General features: G+C 40.4%; 17 protein-coding genes. 12 read left to right on the plus strand and 5 right to left on the minus strand.

The features are described from left to right. The first annotated feature begins 54 nt into the window (after positions 1–54). The 6 genes from psaB to FD725_RS27380 all read left to right on the plus strand — a co-directional run bounded on the left by psaB (position 55) and on the right by FD725_RS27380 (position 7689). Positions 55–2280 (plus strand): photosystem I core protein PsaB, encoded by a 2226-nt coding sequence (gene psaB / locus FD725_RS27355; RefSeq protein WP_179051027.1) that lies wholly within the window; start codon positions 55–57, stop codon positions 2278–2280. Positions 2281–2404: 124 nt separating this feature from the next. Continuing rightward, on the plus strand, positions 2405–2884 hold the full coding sequence (locus FD725_RS27360; RefSeq protein ID WP_179051028.1) for an LAGLIDADG family homing endonuclease: 480 nt from the start codon (positions 2405–2407) through the stop codon (positions 2882–2884). 209 nt (positions 2885–3093) lie between these two features. Then, positions 3094–3603: an Imm1 family immunity protein gene (locus FD725_RS27365; RefSeq protein WP_179051029.1), complete on the plus strand. Its 510-nt coding sequence runs from the start codon at positions 3094–3096 to the stop codon at positions 3601–3603. Between the two features lie 136 nt (positions 3604–3739). Beyond that, positions 3740–4264 (plus strand): DUF433 domain-containing protein, encoded by a 525-nt coding sequence (locus FD725_RS27370; RefSeq protein WP_179051030.1) that lies wholly within the window; start codon positions 3740–3742, stop codon positions 4262–4264. After that, the gene (locus FD725_RS27375) at positions 4258–4737 is read left to right on the plus strand and encodes a hypothetical protein (RefSeq protein WP_179051031.1); all 480 of its coding nucleotides are present in this window, start codon (positions 4258–4260) and stop codon (positions 4735–4737) included. The genes FD725_RS27370 and FD725_RS27375 overlap by 7 nt, the downstream gene beginning before the upstream one ends. A 171-nt stretch (positions 4738–4908) precedes the next feature. Beyond that, on the plus strand, positions 4909–7689 hold the full coding sequence (locus FD725_RS27380) for an S-layer family protein (protein WP_179051032.1): 2781 nt from the start codon (positions 4909–4911) through the stop codon (positions 7687–7689). A 316-nt stretch (positions 7690–8005) separates the two neighbouring features. Here FD725_RS27380 and FD725_RS27385 read toward each other — a convergent pair whose 3' ends face one another. After that, positions 8006–10081, minus strand: coding sequence for a prolyl oligopeptidase family protein (locus FD725_RS27385; protein ID WP_179051033.1), 2076 nt, complete (start codon positions 10079–10081; stop codon positions 8006–8008). Between the two features lie 234 nt (positions 10082–10315). On the opposite strand from FD725_RS27385, the gene FD725_RS27390 reads away from it, so the two are divergent. After that, positions 10316–12346 carry a cation:proton antiporter gene (locus FD725_RS27390; protein WP_179051034.1) on the plus strand — a complete coding sequence of 677 codons (2031 nt, stop codon included), beginning with the start codon at positions 10316–10318 and terminating at the stop codon, positions 12344–12346. Positions 12347–12561: 215 nt separating this feature from the next. Beyond that, positions 12562–13599 carry an S-methyl-5-thioribose-1-phosphate isomerase gene (gene mtnA, locus FD725_RS27395; protein WP_179051035.1) on the plus strand — a complete coding sequence of 346 codons (1038 nt, stop codon included), beginning with the start codon at positions 12562–12564 and terminating at the stop codon, positions 13597–13599. 21 nt (positions 13600–13620) lie between these two features. On the opposite strand, the gene FD725_RS27400 is transcribed toward mtnA, so the two are convergent. The 4 genes from FD725_RS27400 to FD725_RS27415 all read right to left on the minus strand — a co-directional run bounded on the left by FD725_RS27400 (position 13621) and on the right by FD725_RS27415 (position 19736). After that, positions 13621–14553 (minus strand): DUF4351 domain-containing protein, encoded by a 933-nt coding sequence (locus FD725_RS27400; protein WP_179051036.1) that lies wholly within the window; start codon positions 14551–14553, stop codon positions 13621–13623. Positions 14554–14651: 98 nt separating this feature from the next. Then, positions 14652–18590, minus strand: coding sequence for a S8 family serine peptidase (locus tag FD725_RS27405; RefSeq protein ID WP_179051037.1), 3939 nt, complete (start codon positions 18588–18590; stop codon positions 14652–14654). A 147-nt stretch (positions 18591–18737) separates the two neighbouring features. Next, the gene (locus tag FD725_RS27410; RefSeq protein ID WP_179051038.1) at positions 18738–18947 is read right to left on the minus strand and encodes a hypothetical protein; all 210 of its coding nucleotides are present in this window, start codon (positions 18945–18947) and stop codon (positions 18738–18740) included. 243 nt (positions 18948–19190) lie between these two features. Next, positions 19191–19736: a hypothetical protein gene (locus FD725_RS27415; RefSeq protein ID WP_179051039.1), complete on the minus strand. Its 546-nt coding sequence runs from the start codon at positions 19734–19736 to the stop codon at positions 19191–19193. A gap of 380 nt (positions 19737–20116) precedes the next feature. Between FD725_RS27415 and FD725_RS27420 the strand changes: the two genes are divergently transcribed. From FD725_RS27420 to FD725_RS27435, 4 genes are all read left to right on the plus strand, one after another. Continuing rightward, the gene (locus FD725_RS27420; RefSeq protein ID WP_179051040.1) at positions 20117–21175 is read left to right on the plus strand and encodes a tetratricopeptide repeat protein; all 1059 of its coding nucleotides are present in this window, start codon (positions 20117–20119) and stop codon (positions 21173–21175) included. Positions 21176–21979: 804 nt separating this feature from the next. Then, positions 21980–23356, plus strand: coding sequence for an AAA-like domain-containing protein (locus FD725_RS27425; RefSeq protein ID WP_256871784.1), 1377 nt, complete (start codon positions 21980–21982; stop codon positions 23354–23356). 20 nt (positions 23357–23376) lie between these two features. After that, positions 23377–25488: an AAA-like domain-containing protein gene (locus FD725_RS27430; RefSeq protein WP_179051041.1), complete on the plus strand. Its 2112-nt coding sequence runs from the start codon at positions 23377–23379 to the stop codon at positions 25486–25488. After that, on the plus strand, positions 25476–26042 hold the full coding sequence (locus FD725_RS27435; protein ID WP_256871785.1) for a GNAT family N-acetyltransferase: 567 nt from the start codon (positions 25476–25478) through the stop codon (positions 26040–26042). The genes FD725_RS27430 and FD725_RS27435 overlap by 13 nt, the downstream gene beginning before the upstream one ends. Positions 26043–26134 lie beyond the last annotated feature (92 nt).

A 26134-nucleotide genomic window follows, 5' to 3' on the forward strand; every position in this document is an offset into this window, starting at 1 on the left:
GTACTCTCAAAACTGAACCCTGATGGCTAAAGGTCAGAGGAAATATCAAAACCTATGGCAACAAAATTTCCAAAATTTAGCCAGGATCTCGCACAGGACCCGACTACTCGTCGGATATGGTATGCGATCGCTACAGGTAACGACTTTGAAAGCCACGATGGCATGACCGAAGAAAATCTTTACCAAAAGATTTTCGCTACTCACTTCGGTCACCTGGCAATCATCTTCCTGTGGGCTTCCAGCCTCCTGTTTCATGTAGCCTGGCAAGGTAACTTTGAACAGTGGATTAAAGATCCCCTACACGTCCGTCCCATTGCTCACGCGATTTGGGACCCCCACTTCGGTAAGCCAGCTATTGAAGCTTTTACCCAAGCTGGCGCTAGTAATCCTGTAAACATTGCTTACTCTGGTGTTTACCACTGGTGGTACACCATCGGTATGCGGACAAACTCAGAACTGTACATCGGTTCAGTTGGTCTGTTATTGTTCGCAGCATTGTTATTGTTTGCTGGTTGGTTGCACTTGCAACCCAAGTTCCGTCCCAGCCTCGCCTGGTTCAAGAGTGCTGAATCTCGCCTCAACCACCACCTCGCAGGTTTGTTTGGCGTTAGCTCTCTAGCTTGGGCAGGTCACTTAATTCACGTAGCTATCCCCGAAGCTCGCGGACAGCACGTGGGTTGGGACAACTTCCTCAGCACAGCTCCCCACCCAGCAGGTTTAACACCCTTCTTCACTGGTAACTGGAGCGTTTACGCTGAGAACCCAGACACAGCAGGTCATGTATTCAGCACCTCACAAGGCGCTGGCACAGCAATTCTGACCTTCTTGGGTGGTTTCCATCCCCAGACAGAATCTCTGTGGTTAACAGACATCGCGCATCACCATTTGGCGATCGCTGTCCTGTTCATTGTTGCCGGTCATATGTACCGTACCAACTTTGGCATTGGTCACAGCATCAAAGAAATGATGAATGCCAAAACTTTCTTCGGCAAAACCGTTGAAGGCCCCTTCAATATGCCTCACCAAGGCATTTATGACACCTACAACAACTCTCTGCACTTCCAATTAGGTTGGCACTTGGCTTGTTTAGGCGTTGTCACCTCCTTGGTCGCCCAACATATGTACTCTCTGCCTGCCTACGCATTTATTGCGAAGGACTACACAACTCAGGCAGCTCTCTACACCCATCACCAGTACATAGCCATCTTCTTGATGGTTGGTGCTTTCGCTCACGGGGCTATTTTCTTAGTCCGTGACTATGATCCTGAACAAAACAAAGGTAACGTGCTTGAGCGTGTGTTACAGCACAAAGAAGCGATTATCTCCCACTTAAGCTGGGTATCTCTCTTCTTAGGCTTCCACACCCTTGGCTTATACGTTCATAACGACGTAGTAGTTGCTTTTGGGACACCGGAAAAGCAAATCTTGATTGAGCCAGTATTTGCTCAGTTCATTCAAGCTGCCCACGGTAAAGTCCTCTACGGCTTAGACACCTTGTTGTCTAACCCCGATAGCGTTGCTTACACCGCTTATCCTAACTACGGTAACGTTTGGTTAGGTGGCTGGTTAGATGCTATCAACTCTGGTACTAACTCCCTGTTCTTAACAATCGGCCCTGGCGACTTCTTGGTACACCATGCGATCGCACTAGGTCTACACACTACCACCCTCATCCTAGTCAAAGGTGCTTTGGATGCTCGTGGTTCTAAGCTGATGCCCGATAAAAAGGACTTCGGCTACGCCTTCCCTTGCGACGGCCCTGGTCGTGGCGGTACTTGCGACATCTCCGCTTGGGACTCCTTCTACCTAGCTCTGTTCTGGGCATTAAACACAGTCGGTTGGTTAACCTTCTACTGGCACTGGAAACACCTGGGTATTTGGCAAGGTAACGTTGCTCAGTTCAATGAAAACTCTACCTACCTGATGGGCTGGTTCCGTGATTACCTCTGGGCTAACTCTGCTCAGTTGATCAACGGTTACAACCCCTACGGTGTGAACAACCTGTCTGTCTGGGCTTGGATGTTCCTCTTCGGACACCTAATTTGGGCGACTGGCTTCATGTTCTTGATCTCCTGGAGAGGTTACTGGCAAGAGTTGATCGAAACCCTAGTTTGGGCGCACGAACGCACTCCTATTGCTAACCTCGTTCGCTGGAAAGACAAGCCCGTTGCTCTCTCCATCGTGCAAGCTCGTTTGGTTGGTCTAGCTCACTTCACCGTCGGCTACTTCGTCACCTACGCAGCTTTCCTCATCGCCTCCACTGCTGGTAAGTTCGGTTGATCTGGCTACTAGTTTTGTAGGTAAGTAAAAAATCCCCTGCCGCAAGGTGGGGGATTTTTAATGTTATTTATTAAGTAGTGTACTCGTAATAAAATATAATACAATTAGATTTATTAGACAAAAAATGCCAACAAATAATTTACAGCTTCCTAATCGGTTTGATGATAAATTTGGATCTTGGTTCGGTGGTTTCTTTGATGGTGAAGGTTCTTTAATAGTTGGTAAATGCCGAAATGGATTGGGAGCGCCGAGAATAAGAATTGGTCAAAGAAGTGATGATCAACAGGTTCTGTATTTTATTAAAAATACACTATGTATAGGTAACGTTACTCCTCCTTACCCAACTCAGAAAGGAAAGCCAGTGACTTACTACCAAGTCACTAAAAATAAAGATTTGGCAGAGATAATTATTCCCCTATTTGAAGCATATCCTCTGCGTTCTAAAAAATCTGAACAGTATTTAATATGGAAAGAAGAGGTTCTGCGTAAGTACAAATATTTTTTGGATGGAAAATCTAGAAAAGCAACACAAGAAGAAATAGAACTAACTCAAAAATCGATTTTTATTTTAAATCAGTTACGTGAATATAGGAATCATACTTGAATTTTTAAAAGACACTGATACTAAAAAGCTTATGTAGCAAGGCTAAAACCTAAAACTTCGTTCAGAAATCAAACCGGATTCCTATATAATAATTACGCAATATAAAAAAATCAAGAAGCTTGCATTGTTCGGAGTTTCAAGCTCCGACTAATGCAGTTTTCTCTACCCCCTACCCTGTTGCTGAATTTTCTAAAGACAAGGAAAAAATAATGTTTGTGTCCAAGATATATACAGATAAATGGACAGGAAACAAAAATGAAGAAACTATCATTGAAAATCCCAATTGGCAACAAATCAAAACGGCTATTTGTGAGTTAGATGGTAAAAGTAAAACTTTAGTTAGTTTAGAAGCTGATGAGCAAAGCTATATGATGATTGGTGGAGGTAATGATGGTCAATATATTGTGACTGTAACTTTAGATAATGAGAATTTTTATTGTCTTTTGCATCCGATTGATTATGAATTATCCAAATCAGATACTTCTGTTAAAAAAATTAATTTATCTATTTTTTATCAAGCATTAATAACAGCAAAAAGCAATAACACTAATTCTGCTAATGAGCAAAGATTAGTTGTAGGTGGACAAGCGGGAAATTATTCTGAAAAAATTTGTGTTAATTTACCTCAATACTTAATAGCTGCAATCACATTTGCTGAATCAGGTGAACTTGAACCATTGTTTACTTGGGAAGAAGATGAATCTTTAGTTGTAGTATAAAATTGTGCATCACTTTGCCTATTAATAAATCATTAGTATGGATCAAAGAGAAAAACTTATGCTCCGAGCATTTCAAGTGACATGATAATAACAAGCGATCGCCTACCAATAACTGTACACAAAAGCACTCAAACCCATGACTAACTGGCAAGAACACATTAGTATCAGTCCTCAAACCTGTCATGGTAAACCGCACATTACAGGTACACAAGTGATGGTTTCAGTCATCCTTGATAACATCGCTGAAGGATTGACATTTGAGGAAATAGTCAAAGATTACCCATCACTAACATTACAAGATGTTCAAGCTGCTATTGCGTATGCAGGACAACTTACTAGAAAACAGGAACTGCAAATTTCTAATCAAGCTGAAGTAGAATCAACTTTTATGACACTAGCCCAGCAATGGCGTGAAGAAAATCGTGGTGTATCATCAACTAATCAAATGTGTATGCACCCTGCATATCAACAGATTATAGGAATGGGTGAAACTGTCATACCTTTGCTACTCAGAGAACTGGAAAAGAAATCAGGACGTTGGTTTTGGGCATTAAAATCTATTGCAAGAGTTGATCCTGTACCTTCGCAGTATAGAGGAAATACAAAAGAAATGACTAAAGCTTGGCTAGAATGGGGTAGACAAAGAGGTTATCAATGGTAGGTAATAACTCTTGGAATAGCTATGTAAAATCTTTTATTGAACGTGATTATCCCAATCTAGTCATCCACGGTTACAAGCTTACAAGCCCGGATACAACTGACTATAACTGTGTTGCTTGGGCAGCAGAAGATGATGAAAATTGGTGGTGGCCAGATGCTCAATATGAAGAATATTGGCCGCCAAATATTCCTAGAGAAGAGAGTCTAGAGGCTTTTCAAGCAGCATTTCGCTCACTTGGTTATGAAATCTGTAGTAATGATTCTTTAGAAACAGGATTTCAAAAAATCTCGATATATGTGAACTCCAGTAAAATACCAACTCATGTTGCTAGACAATTACTCGATGGTAAATGGACAAGCAAACTCGGTCAAGATGAAGATATAGAGCATAATCACTTACAAGGTTTAACTGGCAATCCTGGTTATGGTGAAGTTGCCTGTATTATGAAAAAATCAGCGATCGCCTATCAATAACTGTACACAAAAGCACTCAAAAACATTCTCAATACCAAGCAAGTAAAGAAAAATCTGGTGTGGGGTGTGTTGTCGCACTGAAAAAATGTAACGTGCGCTTTCGTTGGATACTTACGTTAACATAACTGAAAATCAACAGAAAAATTTACTTGACTTACCAGGGTATTCAACATGGCTCCTACTATTTTGACAGTCAATACCACAGCCGATCAAAATGATGGTAGTACTGCTAATGGATTATCTTTGCGAGATGCAATTTTAATCGCCAATGCGAATCCTAATACTGATTATGAAATCCAGTTAACTGGAGGAACAACTTATAATCTCACATCAAACGGGATTAATGAAGATGCAGCCCTGACAGGAGATTTAGATATTAAAAGTCGCACTAATGTGCTTTATATTGTGTCAGTGGGTGGGAAAGCAACTATTGATGCGTCAGGTTTATTAAATAGCGATCGCGTCTTTCAGGTACTAGCTGGAGGAGCATTAAGCTTACAGAATGTAGTGGTTTCGGGTGGCAAGATATCTAGTTATAGTACTGCTGGAGGTGCAGGCATTCGGGTTGATTCTAATGGCGCTCTCGATTTGTACAACACTACGATCAGTGGCAATAGTGCAGAGAGTAGCGCTTGGGGTGGTGGCATTTATAACGATGGTACAGTCTACCTACGAAATAGTTCTGTCAATAACAATAAAGCTAGCAACGGTGGCGGTATCCTTAACTCTGGCAATCTGATTGCGACTAACTCCACCATCAGTAGTAACACATCAGGTAGTGGAGGTGGCATCTACAACTTTGATGCCTTGACGGTGATCAACACTACAATTAGTAACAATAGTGCAAGTGGCGCTGGTGGCGGTATTCAAGGTAACGGTAGCTCTGGCTCTATTGCTTTAGTTAACACAACAATTAGTGGAAACAGTGCAGGAAACGGTGGTGGTGGTATAGATTCTACTGGGGGCAACGTTATAAATGTACTTAACACTACAATTACCAATAATACGGCGGGCATTCTAGGAGGAGGTGGAATTAGAGGCAGTGCCAATTTAAAGAACACAATTGTTGCTGGCAATTTTGGTAATTATAATAACCAGGGGACAGGCAAAGATATTCAAGGCACAGTTAACGGCAATAATTACAACTTAATTGGCTCTCTGGCTGGAGCCAGTGGTACTGTAGGCACAGGTACAGATATCGTTAACCCCAACCCCGGACTCAGCCCTTTACAAAACAATGGTGGACTCACCCTTACTCATGCGCTTCTTCCTGGTAGTCCGGCGATTAATGCTGGTAATAGCAGCTTAATTCCTGCTGATATACAAGACCTTGATGGTGATGGTGATACAACAGAACCCACTCCCTACGACCAACGTGGTTTAACGCGAGTTGTTGGCGGTACAGTCGATATCGGCGCATTTGAGGTACAATCAGCCGCCTTGCCAACTCTCAGCATTAACAATATCACCGTTACCGAAGGCAATACAGGGACAACGAACGCTACCTTTACTGTGACTCTTTCTGCCGCTAGTACCTCTGCTGTCACAGTTAACTATGCTACTGCTAACGGCACAGCCACAGCAGGTAGTGACTACACCGCCACCACAGGTACATTAACCTTCAATCCAGGGGATACCAGTAAAACCTTGACTGTTGCTGTGACAGGTGACACCACAGTGGAGGCGAACGAAACCTTCTTCGTCAACCTCAGCAATGCTACCAATGCCACCATTAGCGATAATCAGGGAATCGGAACCATAACTAATGATGACACGGCAACTATTCCTACTCTCTCGATCAATGACATCACCGTTGTGGAAGGGCAAACTACACAAGCTGTCTTAACTGTCACTCTCAGCCGTACATCTAGTCAAGCAGTCACGGTTAACTACGCTACAGGTTCTGGTACTGCTACTGCTAATACAGACTATACTAGCCGCAGTGGCACTCTAACTTTTGCTGCTAATACTACGACAGCGACAATTACCGTTCCTATTCTCAATGATAGTCTCAACGAAGCAAACGAAAGCTTCAATGTGGGACTGTTTAGTCCGAGCAATGCAACTTTGCAAAAAGCTACTGGGATTGTCACCATTACTGACACCATACAAGCCAGCACCACCACAACCTTACCTAATAATGTGGAAAATTTAACCCTCACGGGAACTAGCAATATTAATGGTACTGGTAATAGTGGTAATAATGTTCTCAGAGGTAATAGCGGCAATAATATTCTGGCTGGTGGTAATGGGGATGATACCTATGCGTTTAATCCGACTACTCTATCAGGAAGCGATCGCATTCAAGAAGTTACCACAGGTGGCAATGATACTCTCAGTTTTAGTGGCACAAGTTCTGGTGTAAGAGTAAATTTGGGCATCATCACCACTCAAACAGTCAACAGTAACTTGAAGTTGACTTTATCTGCCAACAATGTGATTGAAAATGTAGTGGGTGGTACTAGTAGCGATCGCCTGATTGGCAATACCCTCAACAATACCCTAGATGGAGGCAGTGGTAATGACGTACTCACAGGTAGAAGCGGCGCAGATACTTTAATTGGTGGGGCTGGCAATGATACTCTTAGTGGCGGGGCTGATAGCGATCGCTTTTTGTATAGTAGTGGACGAGCCTTCACTAGTAGTGATTTCGGTGTTGATCTCCTAACTGACTTTCTCTCTGGTAGTGATAAGTTGGTGTTGAGTAAACAGACTTTTACTGCTTTGGGTAGTGTTGTCGGTAATGGCTTGAGTCTAGCTACTGATTTCACAACTGTAGAAGATGATGATTTAGCAGCAACTAGTACAGCCTTCTTGGTTTACAGTAGCAGCAGCGGTAGTCTTTACTATAACCAAAACGGTAGTGCTGCTGGCTTGGGTACTGGTGCTGAGTTTGCTAACTTCCTCAATCTACCTGATTTGACTGCGGCTGATTTGGCGATAGTTGTTTAACGTGAGTTCGACGACTGGAAAAAACCCCTCTCCATAGAGCGAAGCTCTTCTCGTAGAGTACCTCTCACGCCAGTTTGCTCAAGTCGGGAAACCCGCCCACGCAACTGGCTCCCCTAAAAGGAGAGAGGCTTTAAAACCTTGATTTTTCGTTGATATTTTATGCTTTTTACTCCCCTCTCCGCATCGGAGAGAGGTTGGGGGAGAGGTCAAAACAGACTTGTCGAACTTAGGTTTGTTTAAACTCTGTGTCTTTGTGTCTCTGTGGTGCATAAATTATTTCTACCACAAAGGCACAGAGACACAGAAAGTTTTCCAGTTACTTAGCCAAGACTACCTCTAAAGTCCTGACTAAAAACGCCCACTTATCTGCTGCTTCTTCGATAATTTTAGCTGTGGGTTTACCTCTACCATGACCGGCTTTCGTCTCAATTCTAATTAATACTGGTACATCACCTTCGTGTGCTGCTTGTAAAGCGGCAGCAAATTTGAAACTGTGGGCAGGAACAACGCGATCGTCGTGATCGGCAGTAGTAATTAAAGTAGCAGGATAGGCTGTATTTTCACTGAGGTTATGCAGTGGCGAGTAAGCGTAAAGTGCAGGAAATTCTTCTGGGTTATCTGGTGAACCATATTCAGCAGTCCATGCCCAGCCGATAGTAAACTTGTGGAACCGCAACATATCCATGACACCAACGGCGGGTAAAGCTGCACCGAATAAATCAGGACGCTGAATCATGCAAGCACCGACTAGTAAACCACCATTACTACCACCTGCGATCGCTAGTTTGGCAGATTTTGTATAATTATTAGCAATTAACCACTCAGCCGCAGCAATAAAGTCGTCAAAAACATTTTGCTTTTTCTCCTTCATTCCAGCTTGATGCCATTCTTCACCATATTCTCCACCACCCCGCAGATTAGCTAAAGCATAAATTCCTCCCATCTCTAACCACGCTATGACACTTACAGAAAAACTCGGTGATAGGGAGATATTAAACCCACCGTAAGCATAAAGATAAGTGGGGTTATTGCCATCTAACTTTATGCCTTTTTTGTGAGTAATAAACATCGGCACTTGTGTACCATCTTTACTTTGATAAAATACCTGAGTAGTTTCGTAATCATCAGGTGCAAAATCTACTTTTGGTTCTCGAAAGAGTTGACTTTCGCCTGAAACTATGTTGTAACGATAAATAGTTCCTGGAGTGGTAAAGCTAGTAAAACTATAAAATGTTTCTGTATCATCACGTTTGCCCCCAAAGCCGCCTGCTGAACCCAGTCCAGGTAATTCTACATCACGAATGAATGTACCTTGGAGGTCAAAAATCTTGATTTGGGTATGAGCATCTGCTAAATAATCAGCAATAAATTGATTATTGAGAATGTTAACACTTTCTAATGTGGCATCAGATTGGGGAATGATTTCTTGCCATGCCTCTTGTGCCGGATTTTTTGTATCAATAGCAATGACTCTCCCCCGTGGGGCATTTAAATCAGTGCGAAAATAGAAGACATGATCATCATGATCAATAAAGCTATAATCTGCCTCAAATTGTGGAATTAATTCGACAACTTCGGCATCAGGGTTAGTCAAATCTTTGTAGAAAACCAAATTTCTAGAGTCTGTCCCCAACCAAACAGAAATTATCAAATAACTACCATCTTCTGTAACACCACCACTAAAACCCCATTCCTTTTCATCAGAGCGATCGTACACTAAAATATCTTCAGATTGTGATGTACCCAATCGGTGATAATAGAGTTTTTGATAATAATTGACATCTTCTAATTTAGTTTTCTCGTTGGGTTCATCATAGCGGCTGTAGAAAAAACCTTGATGATCATTTGTCCAAGATGCACCAGAAAATTTAATCCATTGGAGATGATCTGACAAATCTTCTCCAGTTTCTACATCCCTGACTTTCCATTCTTGCCAATCAGAACCAGCAGTAGATAAACCATAAGCCAAATGTTTACCATTATCACTAATCGTAAAACCTGACAGCGCAACTGTCCCATCTGCTGATAGTTGATTGGGATCTAGTAAAACTCTTGGTTGAGCGTCAAGAGACTTCAAAGTATAAAGCACACTTTGATTTTGTAGTCCATCATTTTTAAAATAAAAATAATTTTCCCCCTCTTTAAACGGAATACTATATTTTTCGTAGTCCCAAAGTTTAGTGAGACGCTGTTGAATTTTTTGCCTAGCAGGAATTTCGCTCAAATAGGCAAAAGTAACCTGATTTTGTGACTCAACCCAAGCTTTAGTTTCATCACTATCTGGATCTTCTAACCAACGATAGGGATCTGCAACTAAAGTACCGTGGTAATCATCCACTTGATTACTGCGGCGGCTGGGTGGGTAGACTATTACTTGTGAAGATTCAGGCATAAGAGCTACAAAATTAAAATTAATAACGAAGATACAGCCATCCTAAATCATCTACGAGAAACAAGATCACTGCGCATTTCTCAAAATAGCGTCATAGTAGGAAAATCTCTGTCTGGCAATACTATCAATTTCCTAAAAGTTTTGCGAATCTACTAGTGTTTGATTCAATGCAAATATCACACCTGATAGATATTCATGATATTAGATGCGAGCAGCTACGTTCTAGCAGAGCCTATGAGCATTTCTTGGCAAAATGTAACTAATTCTCTACTTGCTTCCGTATTATCCACACCTCTTAAAGACCCAGTACCCGTATTCTTGATGATTTTGGGGATTATGTTAGTTGCCCCTCTACTCTTCGAGAAGATACGTTTACCGGGAATTGTGGGATTGATTTTAGCCGGGGTATTAGTCGGGCCTAATGGATTGGGATTATTGGCGCGAGATAATACAATTGTGCTTTTAGGCACTGTGGGATTGCTGTTTTTGATGTTTATGGCAGGGTTGGAAACTAGCCTGGATGACTTAAAATATAATGCTGATAAGGCAGTAATTTTTGGGTTAGCGACTTTTGCTATACCGATGGGATTGGGGACTGTGGCGATGATGGCGATTGGTTATGAGATATTACCTGCTATTCTCGTGGCTTCTTGTTTTGCTTCCCACACTCTCCTAGCATTACCTATTGTCAGCAAATTGGGAATCATGCGTTCTCAAGTCTTGACTACCACTCTGGGCGGTACGCTAATCACCAATGTTTTAGCACTTCTCGTCTTAGCTGTGGTGGTGAGGGCGCATCAAGGTAATTTAACCTTAAGTTTTTGGTTATTTCTGATTCCTGCATTGATTCTCTACACCTTTCTCACTTTATGGGGTGTACCCAGAATCGGACGCTGGTTTTTCCAAAGATTTGGACACGATGAAGGGGCAGAATTTACATTTGTGCTGGCTACTCTGTTTATCGTTTCCTATGGGGCAGAATTAGTGCAAATTGAGCCGATTATTGGCGCTTTTTTGGCGGGAGTGGCAATTACCCAACTCATCCCCCAACTTAGTCCCTTGATGAACCGAATTCAATTTATTGGTAATACTCTGTTTGTGCCATTCTTCCTAATTTCTGTGGGGATGCTGGTTAATCCCTTGATTTTAGTACAGGAACCGCGATCGCTCTTAGTATCAGCTGTCATGGTAACTGTGGCAATTGTGGCTAAATACCTGCCGGCTTGGGGTGCAGGTAAATTATTTGCCATGAATTTTGACAGCATTATGGTGATGTTTGGGCTATCAGTAGCCCAGGCGGCATCAACTTTAGCAGCCATTACCGTAGCTTACAATATTAAGCTAGTGGATCAATTGACGGTCAATGGGACGATCGCTATGATTCTAGTTACCTGCGTTGCTTCGCCTTGGGTAACAGCAAAATGGGGAAAAAATCTCAAACCAGAAGCCGAGAGTATCCAAAAACATCAAGCCGGAAGTTTAGGCGATCGCGTTTTAGTCCCGGTATCTAACCCTAACACAGAAGATAATCTCTTAAAATTAGCAATTCTTCTCACTAAATCTGCCTCTGGCACTCTCCTACCACTACATATCTTACTAGAGGACAATGCCCCCATTCCCCCAGAAGCCAAAGCCCAGCAAAGCCAACTCCTCTCTACGGCAGAAATGATTGCTCATGCAGCTGTTGCTAATGTTACCCCTATCGGGCGCATTGATGAATCGATTGACAGAGGTATTGCCCGTGTAGCAGAAGAAAAACAAGCTAGTGTCATAATTTGTGGTTGGAAAGGTTACTCTACTTATCAGGAAAACTTATTTGGTAGTGTTATTGATAAAATTGTCCACCGCAGTTCTGTACCTGTGTTAGTCTCTCGATTTCCCTTACCCATTGAACATACAAACCGAGTATTTTTAGCTTTCACCACCTCGCAAGCTACAGCCGATACATTTGAGCAAAGCATCCAATTAGCTAAAAGTTTAGCAACAGAACTGAAAGCATCTCTACAACTTTTACAGGTGGTATCAGTCCGAGGAGAAACTAAAGAATTAAGCAACACAGAATTAGTAACAGACATCCCCCTGCAAACAGTCCGGGGTAACTTTGTCCGTCAAGTCTCCCGCTTACTCAAAACCAACGATTTATTACTGCTAAATGGTTCCGTAGAACACAAAACTCAGCTATTTTCCCTATTTGGCAAAGCCCCAGAAGCGATCGCCCGTAATCACCCCAAAGTTGCTATGATTATTGCGTATTTTCCTAATTAGTCAATAGTCAATAGTCATTGGTCAATGGTCAATAGTCATTAGTCAATGGTCATTGGTCATTATTTCTTCATTTTGAATTTTGCGGAAAGTAGGCGGTGTCGGTTTCCGTCCCGCCTAACTTTCCAAGACGAATTTTGAATTTTGAATTGGTATCACTCAGCACGGGCTAAACGCCCCGCTACCGCTAACAGCACTCACTCCCTCACTCCCCATTTATGATTTACCCCGTTATTTGGCAGAATAACTCAGTTTTATTAATTGACCAAACCCGGCTACCGAATGAGTATGTGGTGGTGGAAATTCACCGTAGTCAAGATATGGCGCAGGCGATTACAACTATGATTGTGCGGGGTGCGCCGGCTATTGGTGTGGCTGCGGCTTATGGGATGTATTTGGGTGCAAGGGAAATTGAAACAAGCGATCGCCATGAGTTTTTGCAACAATTAGAAAAGGTGGCTCAATTATTGCGTGCTACTCGTCCCACGGCTGTAAATTTATTTTGGGCGATTAGTCGGATGCTGAAAATAGCCAACGAAACTTTAGGAACCGTTGAGGAAATCCAAGCGATTCTGTTACAAACAGCCCAAGCTATCAATAAAGAAGATTTGCAAACTTGTCAGGCGATCGGTGATCATGGTTTAGCAGCATTACCCCAGTCTCCCGAAAAGCTGACACTGCTAACTCACTGCAATGCAGGCGCTTTGGCTACGGCTGGTTACGGTACAGCCTTGGGGGTGGTGCGTTCGGCTTGGCGAGATGGACGTTTAACTCGGTTGTTTGCTGATGAAACCCGTCCTCGCTTGCAAGGTGCAAAACTCACTACATGGGAATGTGTGCAAGAAGGGATTCCCGTAACTTTAATCACTGATAATATGGCAGCCCACTGTATGCAGCAAGGGTTAATTGATGCGATCGTTGTTGGTGCAGATCGAATTGCGGCGAATGGTGATACTGCTAATAAAATCGGTACATATAGTTTAGCAATAGTGGCTCAAGCCCATAACGTTCCTTTCTTTGTAGCTGCACCTGTTTCTACCATTGATTTTGAATTAGCAAATGGGAGTCAAATCCCAATTGAAGAACGTCATCCAATGGAGATTTATCAAGTCGGTGAAACTATTCTGACACCTCCACAGGTGGAATTTTACAACCCAGCCTTTGATGTGACACCAGCCGAGTTAATTAAAGCCATTATTACAGAAAATGGTGTATTTGCACCCCATGAGTTAATACAGGGGCGACACGAAAGCTAAAACGATGAGTCGGAAATGAACTTACTGTTTTGTTATTTCTGCGTGGTGACTTAACCAAGATTCTAAATCCGTGATTGTAGCAAAATCCAACAATGCTTCCCCCAGGGCTTCTAATTGTGCTATTGATAATTTTTGAATTTGTTCGATGAGAGATACATCTATGTTTCCCAATCTTCGATTTAACAACCGCAGAATTAGCTGCTGTTCTCCTTGTTGTAAACCTTGCTGTAAACCTTGCTCTAAACCTTCCTGTCTAGCTTTTTCTCTGTCTTGTTGATACAGTGGTGCTAATCTCATTACTAACTCCCGATCCTCTGTTTCGATATTTTGATTGATTCTTAAATTTTGTTGCAGGCTATAAAGTAATTCTAGCGTTACCCGGACAAATGGGTGACTGGCTGGTAGTGCGGCTAATTCATCGATCGCTTGTCGCTGTACTCTACCACGCCCTAGTATTCTCAGCCATAGTGTTGCAGGAGTGGATGGTAACTGGTGGATGACAACTATAGCTGTGCGAAAATGCTTGGGTAAAAAGTATACTCCATCTCCCCAATCTGATTTTAGTTGCCCACCATACCCAGAAATTATATTTTTTGAGGCAGTGGGTGTGAGTATCCATAGTTGGGGTATTTCTGCTTCTGGTATTTTAATTTGAAGGCGCTTGGCTTCTCGCCGCATTGCGCTTTTTACTTCTATTAATTTGGAGATACAATCGCTAATTTCGTCTATGGATGCGGGGTTGCGAAATGGTTCAAATATGGCTGGTGTTGTCGCCATTTTTCCCAATAAGCCTAATATTTCTAAGTTATGTGTTTGTGTAGGAATTGGGGTGAATAATACGTCTATTTCTCGCACTTCTGCTGCTACTCGACTTGGTGCTTGGACTTGTCCAGATGTTTTTAGTAGTTCTTCTAAGTAGTCTTTGGAGAATTGATCATGGATGAATCTTGTCATTCATTTGGTTGAGGACAGGGAGATTATTTATTATTTTACCAAAGCGATCGCCCGCAACCAAGAGTAGGCGATCGCATCTGATAAAAAATCAAATTTTCTTAAGTAAATAAGAAATTAGCCCCAAACAAATTAACATTCAAATCACCATTAATAAAACCAGATGTACCTGATAATGTAGCTAATAATTGACCTGTACCAAAGCCTGTATTACTAGCAATACCATCACCGATTTTTAGTTGTGTGTTTGTACCTGATTTCACGACATCAATGTTAGCAATACCTGTGAATTGCAATTTATCACCACCAACACCACGGACAAATTGATAAATGGTATCTGTTCCATGACCAGAGGCATATTTAACGATATCTGTTGCGTTATCATTTAAGCCTAAATAAAGGCTATCATTACCAGCTTCACCACTGATTTGATCTATTCCAGCACCACCATAAATGGTATCGTTGCCAGAGCCACCCCAGAGTTTATCACCACCATAACCTCCGTCTATATAATCATTTCCTGTGCCTCCGAAAATCTCATCATTGCCACCTTTAGTTGGATTATCTACCGGATTTTTATCATCTCCGTAAAGCTTGTCATCACCATCCTGTCCATCAATGGCATCGTCGCCAAAACTACCATAGATGGTGTCATTGCCTGCACCTCCTTTAAGTCCGGCATAATCTCCGTTGGGATCGAATTTATCGTTTCCAGCGCCACCGTCAATGAAATCATCGCCAGCATCACCAAGTAACCGGTCTACCCCAGCAGCACCATAAAGGGTATCATTGCCATCTCCCCCCCAGGCTAAATCATCACCATAGCCCAGATCAATATAGTCATCCCCAGCACCTCCAGAGATAACATCGTTACCTCCCTGAGTTTGATTGAGAATATCTTGATATTGCTCATCTCCGTAAAGTCTGTCATCACCATCGCCACCATCAATGATGTCATCACCAAAACCACCATAGATGGTGTCATAGCCTCCGCCACCTTTTAAAGCCGCATAATCTCCTTTAGGGTCGAGAACTTTATCATTCCCAGCACCACCAAAGATAATGTCATCACCTTCATCGCCAAAGATAATGTCAACATCATCCTGTCCATCAATGATGTCATCACCGTAGCCACCATAAATCAAATCATTGCCTAATCCGCCTCTGAGTCCGGCAGTGAAGTCTGGACGGCGGTCGTCTCCATCTCCTCCATATATGGTGTCATTGCCGTTATCGCCTTGTAGTTGATCTCGTCCTGCTCTACCGTCGAGAATGTCATTGCCATCCCCACCGAAAATGAGATCATTGCCATCTGTACCGATATATGTATCGTTGCCTAAACCAGCACTGGGAATCAAGGTAATAGTCTCGTCAGGTCGTCCACCTCTGGGCAAGACGTTAAATAGATTTAGAACATCATTGCCAGATACATTACCTAATTGCTCAATGAAGCCTACACCAGCTCTCGCTCCCGATGCCGTGGGGTCAAAAAAGTAGTTAACGATTAAGTCATTGGAAGCTGTGGCATAACCATCTTTATTGAGGTCGATTAAGAGACTATAATCATCCCATCTGTAAAGTCCAACTTTTCCACTCTGGAGTAGAGACAGGGAAATAATTACATCTTTGAGGTTAAGGGCATCATATCCGCCATCATCTAGAATGGTAGTATTAAACCCATCGGCAGCCGAGAGGAGATATAAATCATCTCCTGTACCTCCGTAGAGTTGATCTTTTCCGCCTTTGGCTACGAGAATGTCATTACCTGCATAGCCATATATCTGATCCTTTCCTGTCTGTCCACCCAGATAGTCATTCCCTGTAGTACCTTTGATTGGAGATAGATTGCGATCGTCTCCTGTAGTTCCAGTGTTAGGACTGTTACCAACTAAACTTAAAAAACTGGTACTATCCAAACCAGCAATGTATTCAATAAAGCCTGTTCCTTTGGTGTTACCTGTGCCAAAGAAGTTGAGGATAGTAACATCTTGAGCAAAGATAAATTTGTTGTCTTTGTTCAGGTCAATTACTAAGGCAGTTCCAACCCTGGCAAGGTTAGATAGAGTGAGTGGGAAGTTATTCAAGTTTAAGGTATCTATGCCAGATTCGTCTTGAATAATGCTTCCCGAATCATTGACTACTGGATTGTTGGGATCGAGATAAGCCAAGTAATAGAGGTCATCGCCTGCTCCTCCTAAAAGGGTGTTAACACCACCTCCACCACTCAAGAGGTCATTACCTGCGCCACCTAATACAAGATCGTTGCCCTTATCACCATAGATGGTATCGTTCCCTGCGCCACCATTGAGCGTGTCATGGCCTCTACCACCAGACAGAAAATTAGCAGCACTATTACCGATAATTGTGTCGTTACCATCGCCAGTAAAGGCTTTTTCGATGGTAGTTACTGCACTGATAATTAAGGCATACCCATTCAAATTACTTGTAGAACCTGGATTGAGGTTGAGGTATGAGTAATTAACAGCCGCAGCGTTAATAGTATCAATACCTGAAGTATCAGTCAGTGTATTGGAGCTATCAATACCATACTCATTAGTGTAGAAATAAGTGTCATCAGCTGTATCAGCATCCCCATATATATTTAATTTCCAACTGTTGAAAAGCCCAGTGTTCGTAAGCTGTGAATCACGTATTTTGAGTGTCCAATCGCCAGCACTGTTTTCTCCCCAGAATTGTGAACTTGAAAACCTAAAATTGATATTATCTCCAGCATCTTGTCCGTTACCAGGATAGCGGACTAAAGTGCTTATAATTTTTTTACTGGGAGAGATAAGTTCAACAATTAAATCGCCTCGATGGGGATGAGTTATATTTAGTTCTACTTCTACCCAATCAATATCTAAACTAGCAGCTAGGATAGCAGTATAACTAATCTCACTATTATCTGTAATGGGCAAGCCTAAATTGCTTGAACCATAAGAATAAGACTGTTCGTTGTTAAGTCGGCTCTGTTTTTGCCAAGTTTCTGCTAAACGGACGGCAGCATGAGCATCTACTAAGCCAAATCCATAGTCATCACTGACGTGTAAACCTTTATTATTCCAGTTCTTAGCTCCGTTAGTGTTGTAACTGGAGCTAGAACCTGTTTTACGGGCAGAATAGGCGAGAATTTCTTGAATATCTCGATAGCCTAAATTGGGGTTTGCTTCCAACATTAAAGCCACTACCCCAGATACCATCGGCGCGGCGGCTGAAGTACCATTAAACTTGTTGGTGTAGTTTGTATCAGGATTATCGCCTTCAGACCAACTACTATTAGAGCCTTCATTTCCCTGGCGATCAGTCGTTACAATAGTTCCAGGATAACCACTGCCAAACCCAGACACAAGAATTGAAGCACCGGGAGTACTGTAATAAGATACAGAACCATCACGGTTAAGTGCGGCTACAGTAATCACATAGCGGGAATTGCTATAGTTAGAATAGTTGGTATTCAAACCTTGTTCGCGTTCATTTCCAGCTGACCAAACTATTGCAGTTCCTAAGTTCTTACGTCCAAACTGGGCAGCATCTTTAATAGCTTGAGCTACTTGAGCATAATCAGAATTCAGGAAATTAATTCCAAAGACTGATAAGCTACCCCAGCTATTATTAGCAACATCAACATTCTTTAAGCGATTTAATGCTCGATTTTCGCTTGCTTGATCTGAGAAAGAAAAACGGAAGGAAGCTAAGGTAGAGCCATAAGCTACACCTACACCACCAATCCCATTGCCAGCAGCTGAGCCAATAATACCTGCAACAGAAGTGGCATGACCTTCTTCTCCAGGTAGAGGGTATGGATTATCAAGGCCAGTAACACCATCATAGTCGATAGAAGTATTGTAATTTGCCGCTAAATCAGGATGATTGTATTCAACTCCATCCCCCTCGAAAACGCCGACAACAACACCCCGCCCTGTATAGTCATCCCAAACATTAACCACATTGAGATCAAGACCACGAACACCAGTGGATTGATTGTAGTTATATAGATACCATTGATCCTTAAATAAGGGGTCGGAAGGAATAGTAGTCATAAGGTTGTTGATTTATTTTTACAATTAACGTTTTTTGCACTTCAAGAGGGTGTTTTAACAGCTATTATTGAATGAACAAATTCGTCTTATTAATCAGCTACACCACTTATTTTTAGCTAGCGTTACCCCAAACAAATCCTTGCTTATTCATGAGAGCGATCGCATAATCAAAGGCTGATGATTGAGAGCGATCGCCCAAACAAATCCTTGCTTATTGCTAAGAGCGATCGCACATATTTTGATGTCTTTTCTGAAGGCGATCGCCCAAACAAATGCTGGCTTATTGCTAAGAGTGATCGCACATATTTTGATGTCTTTTCTGAAGGCGATCGCACATATATAGCAGTCGCGAATCACCTCTATGAATTCACGGTGTTCAGAACCCCAACTTCTTTACGAATGATTTCTAACTGCTATATCTTTTCCTTGTTCCAAAAAAGCGATCATCCAAATAAATACTTGCTAATTACTAAGAGCAATACTATGAGTAAAGGCTGATGATTGAGATCGGTTATCAACGCATCTTTACCTAATTTAATGAAAGTGAATGTCTATAATTAAGCATAAACAATTGCATAAAAAAGCTCCACTTATTTTCCTCTACCTAAAAGTGAAAGTAAAATTACCAATCGTACCACCCATATCAACTTTTTTTTCCCAAACCCTCCCGTCTTGTGAGCGAGCTTTAAAAGTAGCATAACGACCTGTAATTTTATCTGAGCCATTAAGAATTAAAGCATTTTCGCCAGGAGAAAAAGTCCACGTACCGAATTTATTCAAGCCCCTACTGCCACATCTGGCTAATAACAAACCGTCTAAACTTATTGATTGTTTATGCTGTTCTATCAATAATTTATTAGTTTTAAGCTCAGAACAAGCACTTGTTCCCGGATCGTCAACATAAGCAACCACATCTACAAATATTGTTGTGTCAGTAGCATTAATAACTCTAATAATGAAACCATCCCTTACATTACCAAGAATATCGTTACCGGATGTTCCAGGTCTACCATCTGCTGTGCAACCAGTTTCCCATGGCCAACACCATACATCTGCTTTAGCAGGAGATGTCATTGAAAGGCTACTAATGACTGCACCTAAAATTATTACTACAGTAGAGCTAATTGAGAAGATTTGAGATTTCATAATTTACCTCTCTATGATTAGAGAAAAGCCTATGTTCTAAATTTTCTGTCAGGTTATAATAATTAATATTGTATTTGTGACACAAAATTTATAATCACAAGTGTGACAAAATACCTTGTGGCTGTCAATCCCAAATTAAAAGATGTAATACAAGTACAAACAAGTACAATTACGTATAAATACACTTAATTAAAGTAAAACAACTCTAAAGTATCTGTCTTGAGCTAATTTACAGAATCAAAGGCTAAAAGCCTTACTTACTCAAGCTGACAATAATCAAGTACAATTTATAACCCCCAATTTACAGAGGATGAATAGCGTTAACTTCTATTAACATAGTCACATTCGTGAGTATCGTGTGAATTCCCTAACTACAAAAGATGAATCAACAACAATTCGAGGTAATATTTGAGAAACTGACAAGCAGGCGCAAGGAAGTATTGCAACGGATACTGGCTGGTGAGACGGATGCAGACATCGCCGCAGCTATGAGTATCGGTGAGGCTAGTGTCAGAAAATTTATTGAGAGGATATGTCAGGAATTTGGACTGAATAGTGAACATTCTGATAGTCGGCGCTACAAACGCTCAGAACTTGTGACACTGGTTGCTAAACACAAACCTGAGTTGTTGAGTGAGCATCAACCTCAAATGACGCATCAGGTAACTGAATCGGAAGAGGCTGATGATGTTAATGTGACGGAATTTATCTTGCAATTGCTGTCAACGCATCAACCGATAAATGAGGAATTTAGCAAATTTATACTACGGTTTAATTTCAATGAGCAGGAGAAGAGACAAATGCCTAAAGCCTTTAATAAAATTGGATATGAATACTATCTGAATAGTGATTTTAATACAGCTTTGTCTTATCTAAAAATTGCGGTTGAGTTGAAACCTGATTTTGGTTCGGCTCACTATAATTTAGGAGCGACTTATGAAAAGTTAGATAATTGGACTGAGGCTTGTGAGCATTATAAAATTGCTATGCAATATCAAAATCGGGCGGGTGATGCGGCAACTAATAATTTAGCTCGATTGGAGATTATGCAAGGCAATAATGCTGCGGCTATAGAATTGATTGAGTCAATTTTATCAAGAGTGAAAGATAATACTGTGAAAGCTGCATTGTATAAGAATTTGGGTTGGGCATATTTTCAGAAAAATCTTTACCCACAAGCAAAACAAAATTTACTCATATCTCTGGAATTAGAAATTGATTACGCTCCTGCATATGCTTTATTAGCACAAGTCCAAGAAGCGCAGAGAGATAAACCAGGAGCCATATTATCATGGCAGAATTTTCTGGAATCTTACTCTCATGATCAGCAACTAAAAAGAGTGCGTTGGCAGTTACCAGAATTAGAAGTATGGAAACTGAATGCTATTAGAACTATTAATAGTCTAAATTTTCCCAATGGCCAGCTCACCGACTTCTGAAAGAAGTCGGTGAGCTAATGTGTTCATGATAAAGTTGAAAAAACTGTAGTAAGGTTTAACCCAACAAAGTTCTAAAAATGTTGGGTTGCTTTCCCTTGAATGCTTACGCCTACGTTCCTCAACCCAACCCATATCAGATTTGATGTTTAGCCTTTTTTAACCTGCGTAGGCAGGTTTTGCCTGTGTAGCTGCGACTTCTAGTCGCATAGTGCAAGATATGTTTTATATGGGATGACGTTGTGGTTCAGCTAATCTATATTAAATGGTGATTAACTGGGTGGAACAGTTGGATCATCCTCTTCATCTTCATCTTCGTCTCCACCATTAGTGCTGTGTTGAAAAATTGATAATGCAGATATCATAGCTCGTTTCTCCATTTACATTAATTGATGGCTAAACCAAGAAGAAGCGAGGAAAGTTTCTCCGCTTTGGCAGGTTATTTTTTAATATCCCCAGATTTGATGTTGTTATTATCTCTGGGTTGATGGGAAACCCCAACACGAAAAACTAGGGAATATGCTGAAGTGAATATGGATTTTTTCAGGTGAAAACGAGAAAAAGTAGGAAAAAGTAAGGTGTAGAGGTATAATCCTAATTGCTTTTATTCCGTTAATACCATTTCACGTTAATCATGATACACATAAATTATGTAGAGACGTTGCATCGCAACGTCTCTACTGTTCACATTTAAAGGAAATTGGTATAAGCGATCGCTATATCTCTACTCAAGGAAAATTAAGTTTTTAAGTCTGTGGCTGGAATACTTGCTGATTTGCGGTAAAATCCACATCATCAATATTTATTATGTCGATATCACCTATGCACTCCGAAGCAGAAATTTCTTGGGAGGAGATGAAAGAGTTTGTTGATGCAATTTTATTTCAAGCTACTAAAAAGTATCTCACTGATTTAGAAGTGAAGGTTCTCAAAGGTAGTTGGGAAGGGAAAAAATATGATGATATTGCCACAGAATTAAATTTAACTAATACATATATTCAAAATGATGTGGGTGCGAAATTATGGAGAAAGCTGACTGATATCATAGGGGAATCTGTTAGTAAGAATAACTTTCGTCAAGCACTAAAACGAGAAAGAGAAAAGCGCAAAGCACGACAAAGCATCCCATCAGTGAATAGGCTAGAACTTCCTCATCACCCAGTACCGCTAAATTCTCCCTTTTATGTAGAGCGCTATTCCACAACATCTGTCCGTTATACTATAGAGGCTTTGTGCTATGAAGCGATCGCCCAACCTGCTGCACTCATCCGCATCAAAGCACCTAGACAAATGGGTAAGACTTCCCTCCTCGACAGAATTCTTGCTCATACACAGAACTGTGGTTATCGCACAGTACGTTTAAACTTACAAGATGTAGATGAAGTAAAATTTAGTAACTTAGATAATTTCTTGCGCTGGTTTTGTGCCTGTATTAGTTTGGAGTTAGGTATTCCAGATCGCCTTCAGGATTTTTGGAAACAACCAATAGGTAGTAAAATTAGCTGCAAAACATACTTGCAAGACTACATATTTCCACAACTAAAAACTCCTTTAGTCATAGCTTGTGATGAAGTAGATCGGGTTTTTAGTTATGCTGAAGTTTCTCAAGGTTTTTTTGGACTGCTGCGGAGTTGTCACGAAGAAGCCAATAATCGGCATATTTGGCAACAATTACGACTGGTAGTAGTACATTGCACAGAAAATTATGGACTGTTAGATATCAACCATTCACCTTTTAACGTTGGAGAACCGATAGAATTAACTGAGTTTACCCCTATCCAAGTTGAGGATTTAGTACAACGCCATCAACTAGATGAGAACAATGATTTAGTACAGCAACTCATGGCTATGGTGGGGGGACATCCATATTTGGTGCGATTAACTCTTTATCATCTTGCTCAACCTACTTCAGGAAGATGGGGAGATTTAACACAACTATTACAAGACGCACCCACCGACAGTGGAATTTACACTCAACATTTGCGTCGTCACTTGGGAATACTCAGAGAAAACCCCAAACTAGCCGCAGCATTCAAACAAGTTATTAACACTATTGAAGCAGTGCAACTAGATTCAATATTAGGCTATCAGTTATATAGTATGGGATTAATTAAGTGGCAAAGCAATCAAGTCATGCCACGCTGCGAGTTGTACAGACAGTATTTTCAAAAACGACTAAATTAATATGATAAGACTCTGAATTTATGAATTATCACATATCAGTTAAGTCAAATTTCACCTATTACAAAGTTGGAGGTAGTTTATCTTCCGAACATCCCAGCTATGTCAAGCGACAAGCTGATGAAGACTTGTATCAAGGCTTAAAAAATGGAGATTTTTGTTGTGTCTTTAATTCCCGACAAATGGGAAAATCTAGCTTGCGAGTCCAAATTAGAAACAAGTTAGAAAGCGAAGGAATAAGATGCACCTCAATTGATATGACAACCATAGGTAGTTCTGATGCCTCTGCAGAAAGTTTTTATGCAGGTATCACGTTTGAATTGTGGTCTGGTTTTTTAGACAATATATCTGTTTTTTATTCTTGGTGGGAACAACAAAGAATTTTGCCACCTTTACAGCGATTGAGTCAATTCATTGAAAAAGTATTGCTAACACAACTATCAGAAAGTATTGTCATTTTTATTGATGAAATTGATAACTTAATCAACAGAGAAACCAAAGATGAATTTTTAGAATTTATTCGTGCTTGCTACAACCAACGTGCTGATAAGCAAATATATAAGCGAGTAACATTTTGTTTATTGGGAGTAGTCACACCATCAGATTTAAAAGATCAACAAGGAATACCGTTTAATATTGGTAGAGCAATTGAGTTAACTGGATTTAAGTTAGAGGAAGTTCATCCAGCGCTAACTCAAGGACTAGTCGAAAAAGTGGATTTTCCAGAAGTAGTTATTCAGCAGATATTGTCTTGGACTAGTGGACAACCATTCCTCACACAAAAGTTGTGCAAACTAATTGTAGAAAAGACAGACAGTAGAACTCCGAATATCGATATACTAGTGCAGGAACATATTATTGAAAATTGGGAGTTTTATGATGAACCAGAGCATTTGAGGACAATTAAAAATCGTCTGCTGATAGATCAAAAGCAAGCTAATAAGCGGTTAAAAGTTTATCAACAAATCTTGCAAAACTGCTCGATTGATGCTAGCAATGATGCTGAACAACTCGCATTACGATTATCAGGGTTAGTCGTAAAACACCAGGGAAAGATTAAAGTTTGTAATAAAATATATGAAAATGTCTTTAATCAAAATTGGGTTGAGAGAAATTTAGCATCATTATCACAAGTGTTAGATGTAAATTCGGAATTAAAAACTCCCAATTTTTTAAGTTATGGTGTATTAGTACCCATAGCCATTATCTTAGTTGTCATCAGTTTAATATCATTAGGTGGTTCGTATATAGTTGTTGAGAGTGAACCTTGGAATCAGGCATATAATGAAAGTGGTATCGGCGCTCTACTAGAATGTATACGTGTTTGCTTTTTATTAACCTTAGAAGTATATGTGATTTGTTCCGAATTTAGTGAAGATACTATGCAATTCCTGCAAGATAAAAAGTTTCATTTAAGACGTAAAATAACTTTCTATCTAGGATTTATATTTTTTCTACTTTTACTATTTCACCACTTGTGGTACGGGCCACATCAACTATTGGGAAATCGTCAAGTAACTGCTAATGAATATTTTCATCAATATTTACTACCCTATATATGGTATTTTCCTTATGCTTTTATTAACTTTATTATTATCGGTATTCCTTTATCTGGCTTCAGCATACACGTAGTTATAGAAGATTGTCATAAACTCAGGGTGAAAATCGAAAAATATCAAACCTATTTGGTGCAAATCACAAATACATCTTTTATTGCTTCTATTTTTCATGAAAATGAAATTAATCAACAGTTTAAACAAATATATTGGGATTTTTTAGAAAAGATTAAACGTCCAACAGATTTATTATTGGGCATTTTGATTCTAATTTATTTTGATGCCACATTAAGTAGAAGTACATTGTCAATTAGTGCCTATATTTGGACGCAATTATTTTGTCTCTTTGGATTTCTTACTCCCGTCATTACATTGATTCTCTGGGGTTTAGTAGCATATCAGAAAAACTTAGAAGCAACTATCGGTATTTTATTTAATTTAAATTTTAATTTTGAGATGATTGAGCATCAATATAGTACTTTCAATCTCTTAACGAAAGTTTTAATATCCAATTTTTTCTTTCGGATAATCTGTATACTAGTTGTTTTTCATATTGGTCAACTGATATGGAAAGCTTAATCTTTATGATGATTGAATTTATGTACAAAGTTTCTCGAAGAAAAGTTACCAAAGCTGAAGCAGAATTATTGGTGAGTCAGATTAAGCTAACACCTAATATTATGGGTTATTCCTTAAGAGAATGGCTCAAGGCAGAAAATATTATGGTGGCTGAAGATGAAGACGGTAAACTGGTGGGTGCTTGTTTAAATTATGATTTTCAAGAAGATTGGCAGAAAATTGCGGCATTAATTGTATTTGAGGAGTTTCGCGGTAGAGGTATTGGCAAATTATTGTTTGAGGAATCATGCAAGGATGCTGTGAGTAGGAAGAAAAATATATATACAATTAGTGCTAATGAAATTGTGATCAAAATGATGAGGGATTGGGATTTTATGATGTTTGATAGTTTATGGGAGATGCCGGAAATTATTAATCAATATAAACTGAGATTTTATTTACATTCTTTTGTGTGGCTGATGAATTTTTATCGAATTCGAGAAATCATTAGAAAACTAATGGTTTATGAATACAATCCAAGCTTTGTTTTTGGGATTAGATATATTCCCAGGTAAGTGAGGTACAGAAGTAATGTTTCTCAACGCAGAGGGACGCGGAGGAAAGCGCAGCGAAAAGTTCTGTAGGCGGGTTTCCCGCCGTAGGAAAC

It is taken from the genome of Nostoc sp. TCL26-01, from assembly GCF_013393945.1.
In the GTDB taxonomy this organism is placed as follows: domain Bacteria; phylum Cyanobacteriota; class Cyanobacteriia; order Cyanobacteriales; family Nostocaceae; genus Trichormus.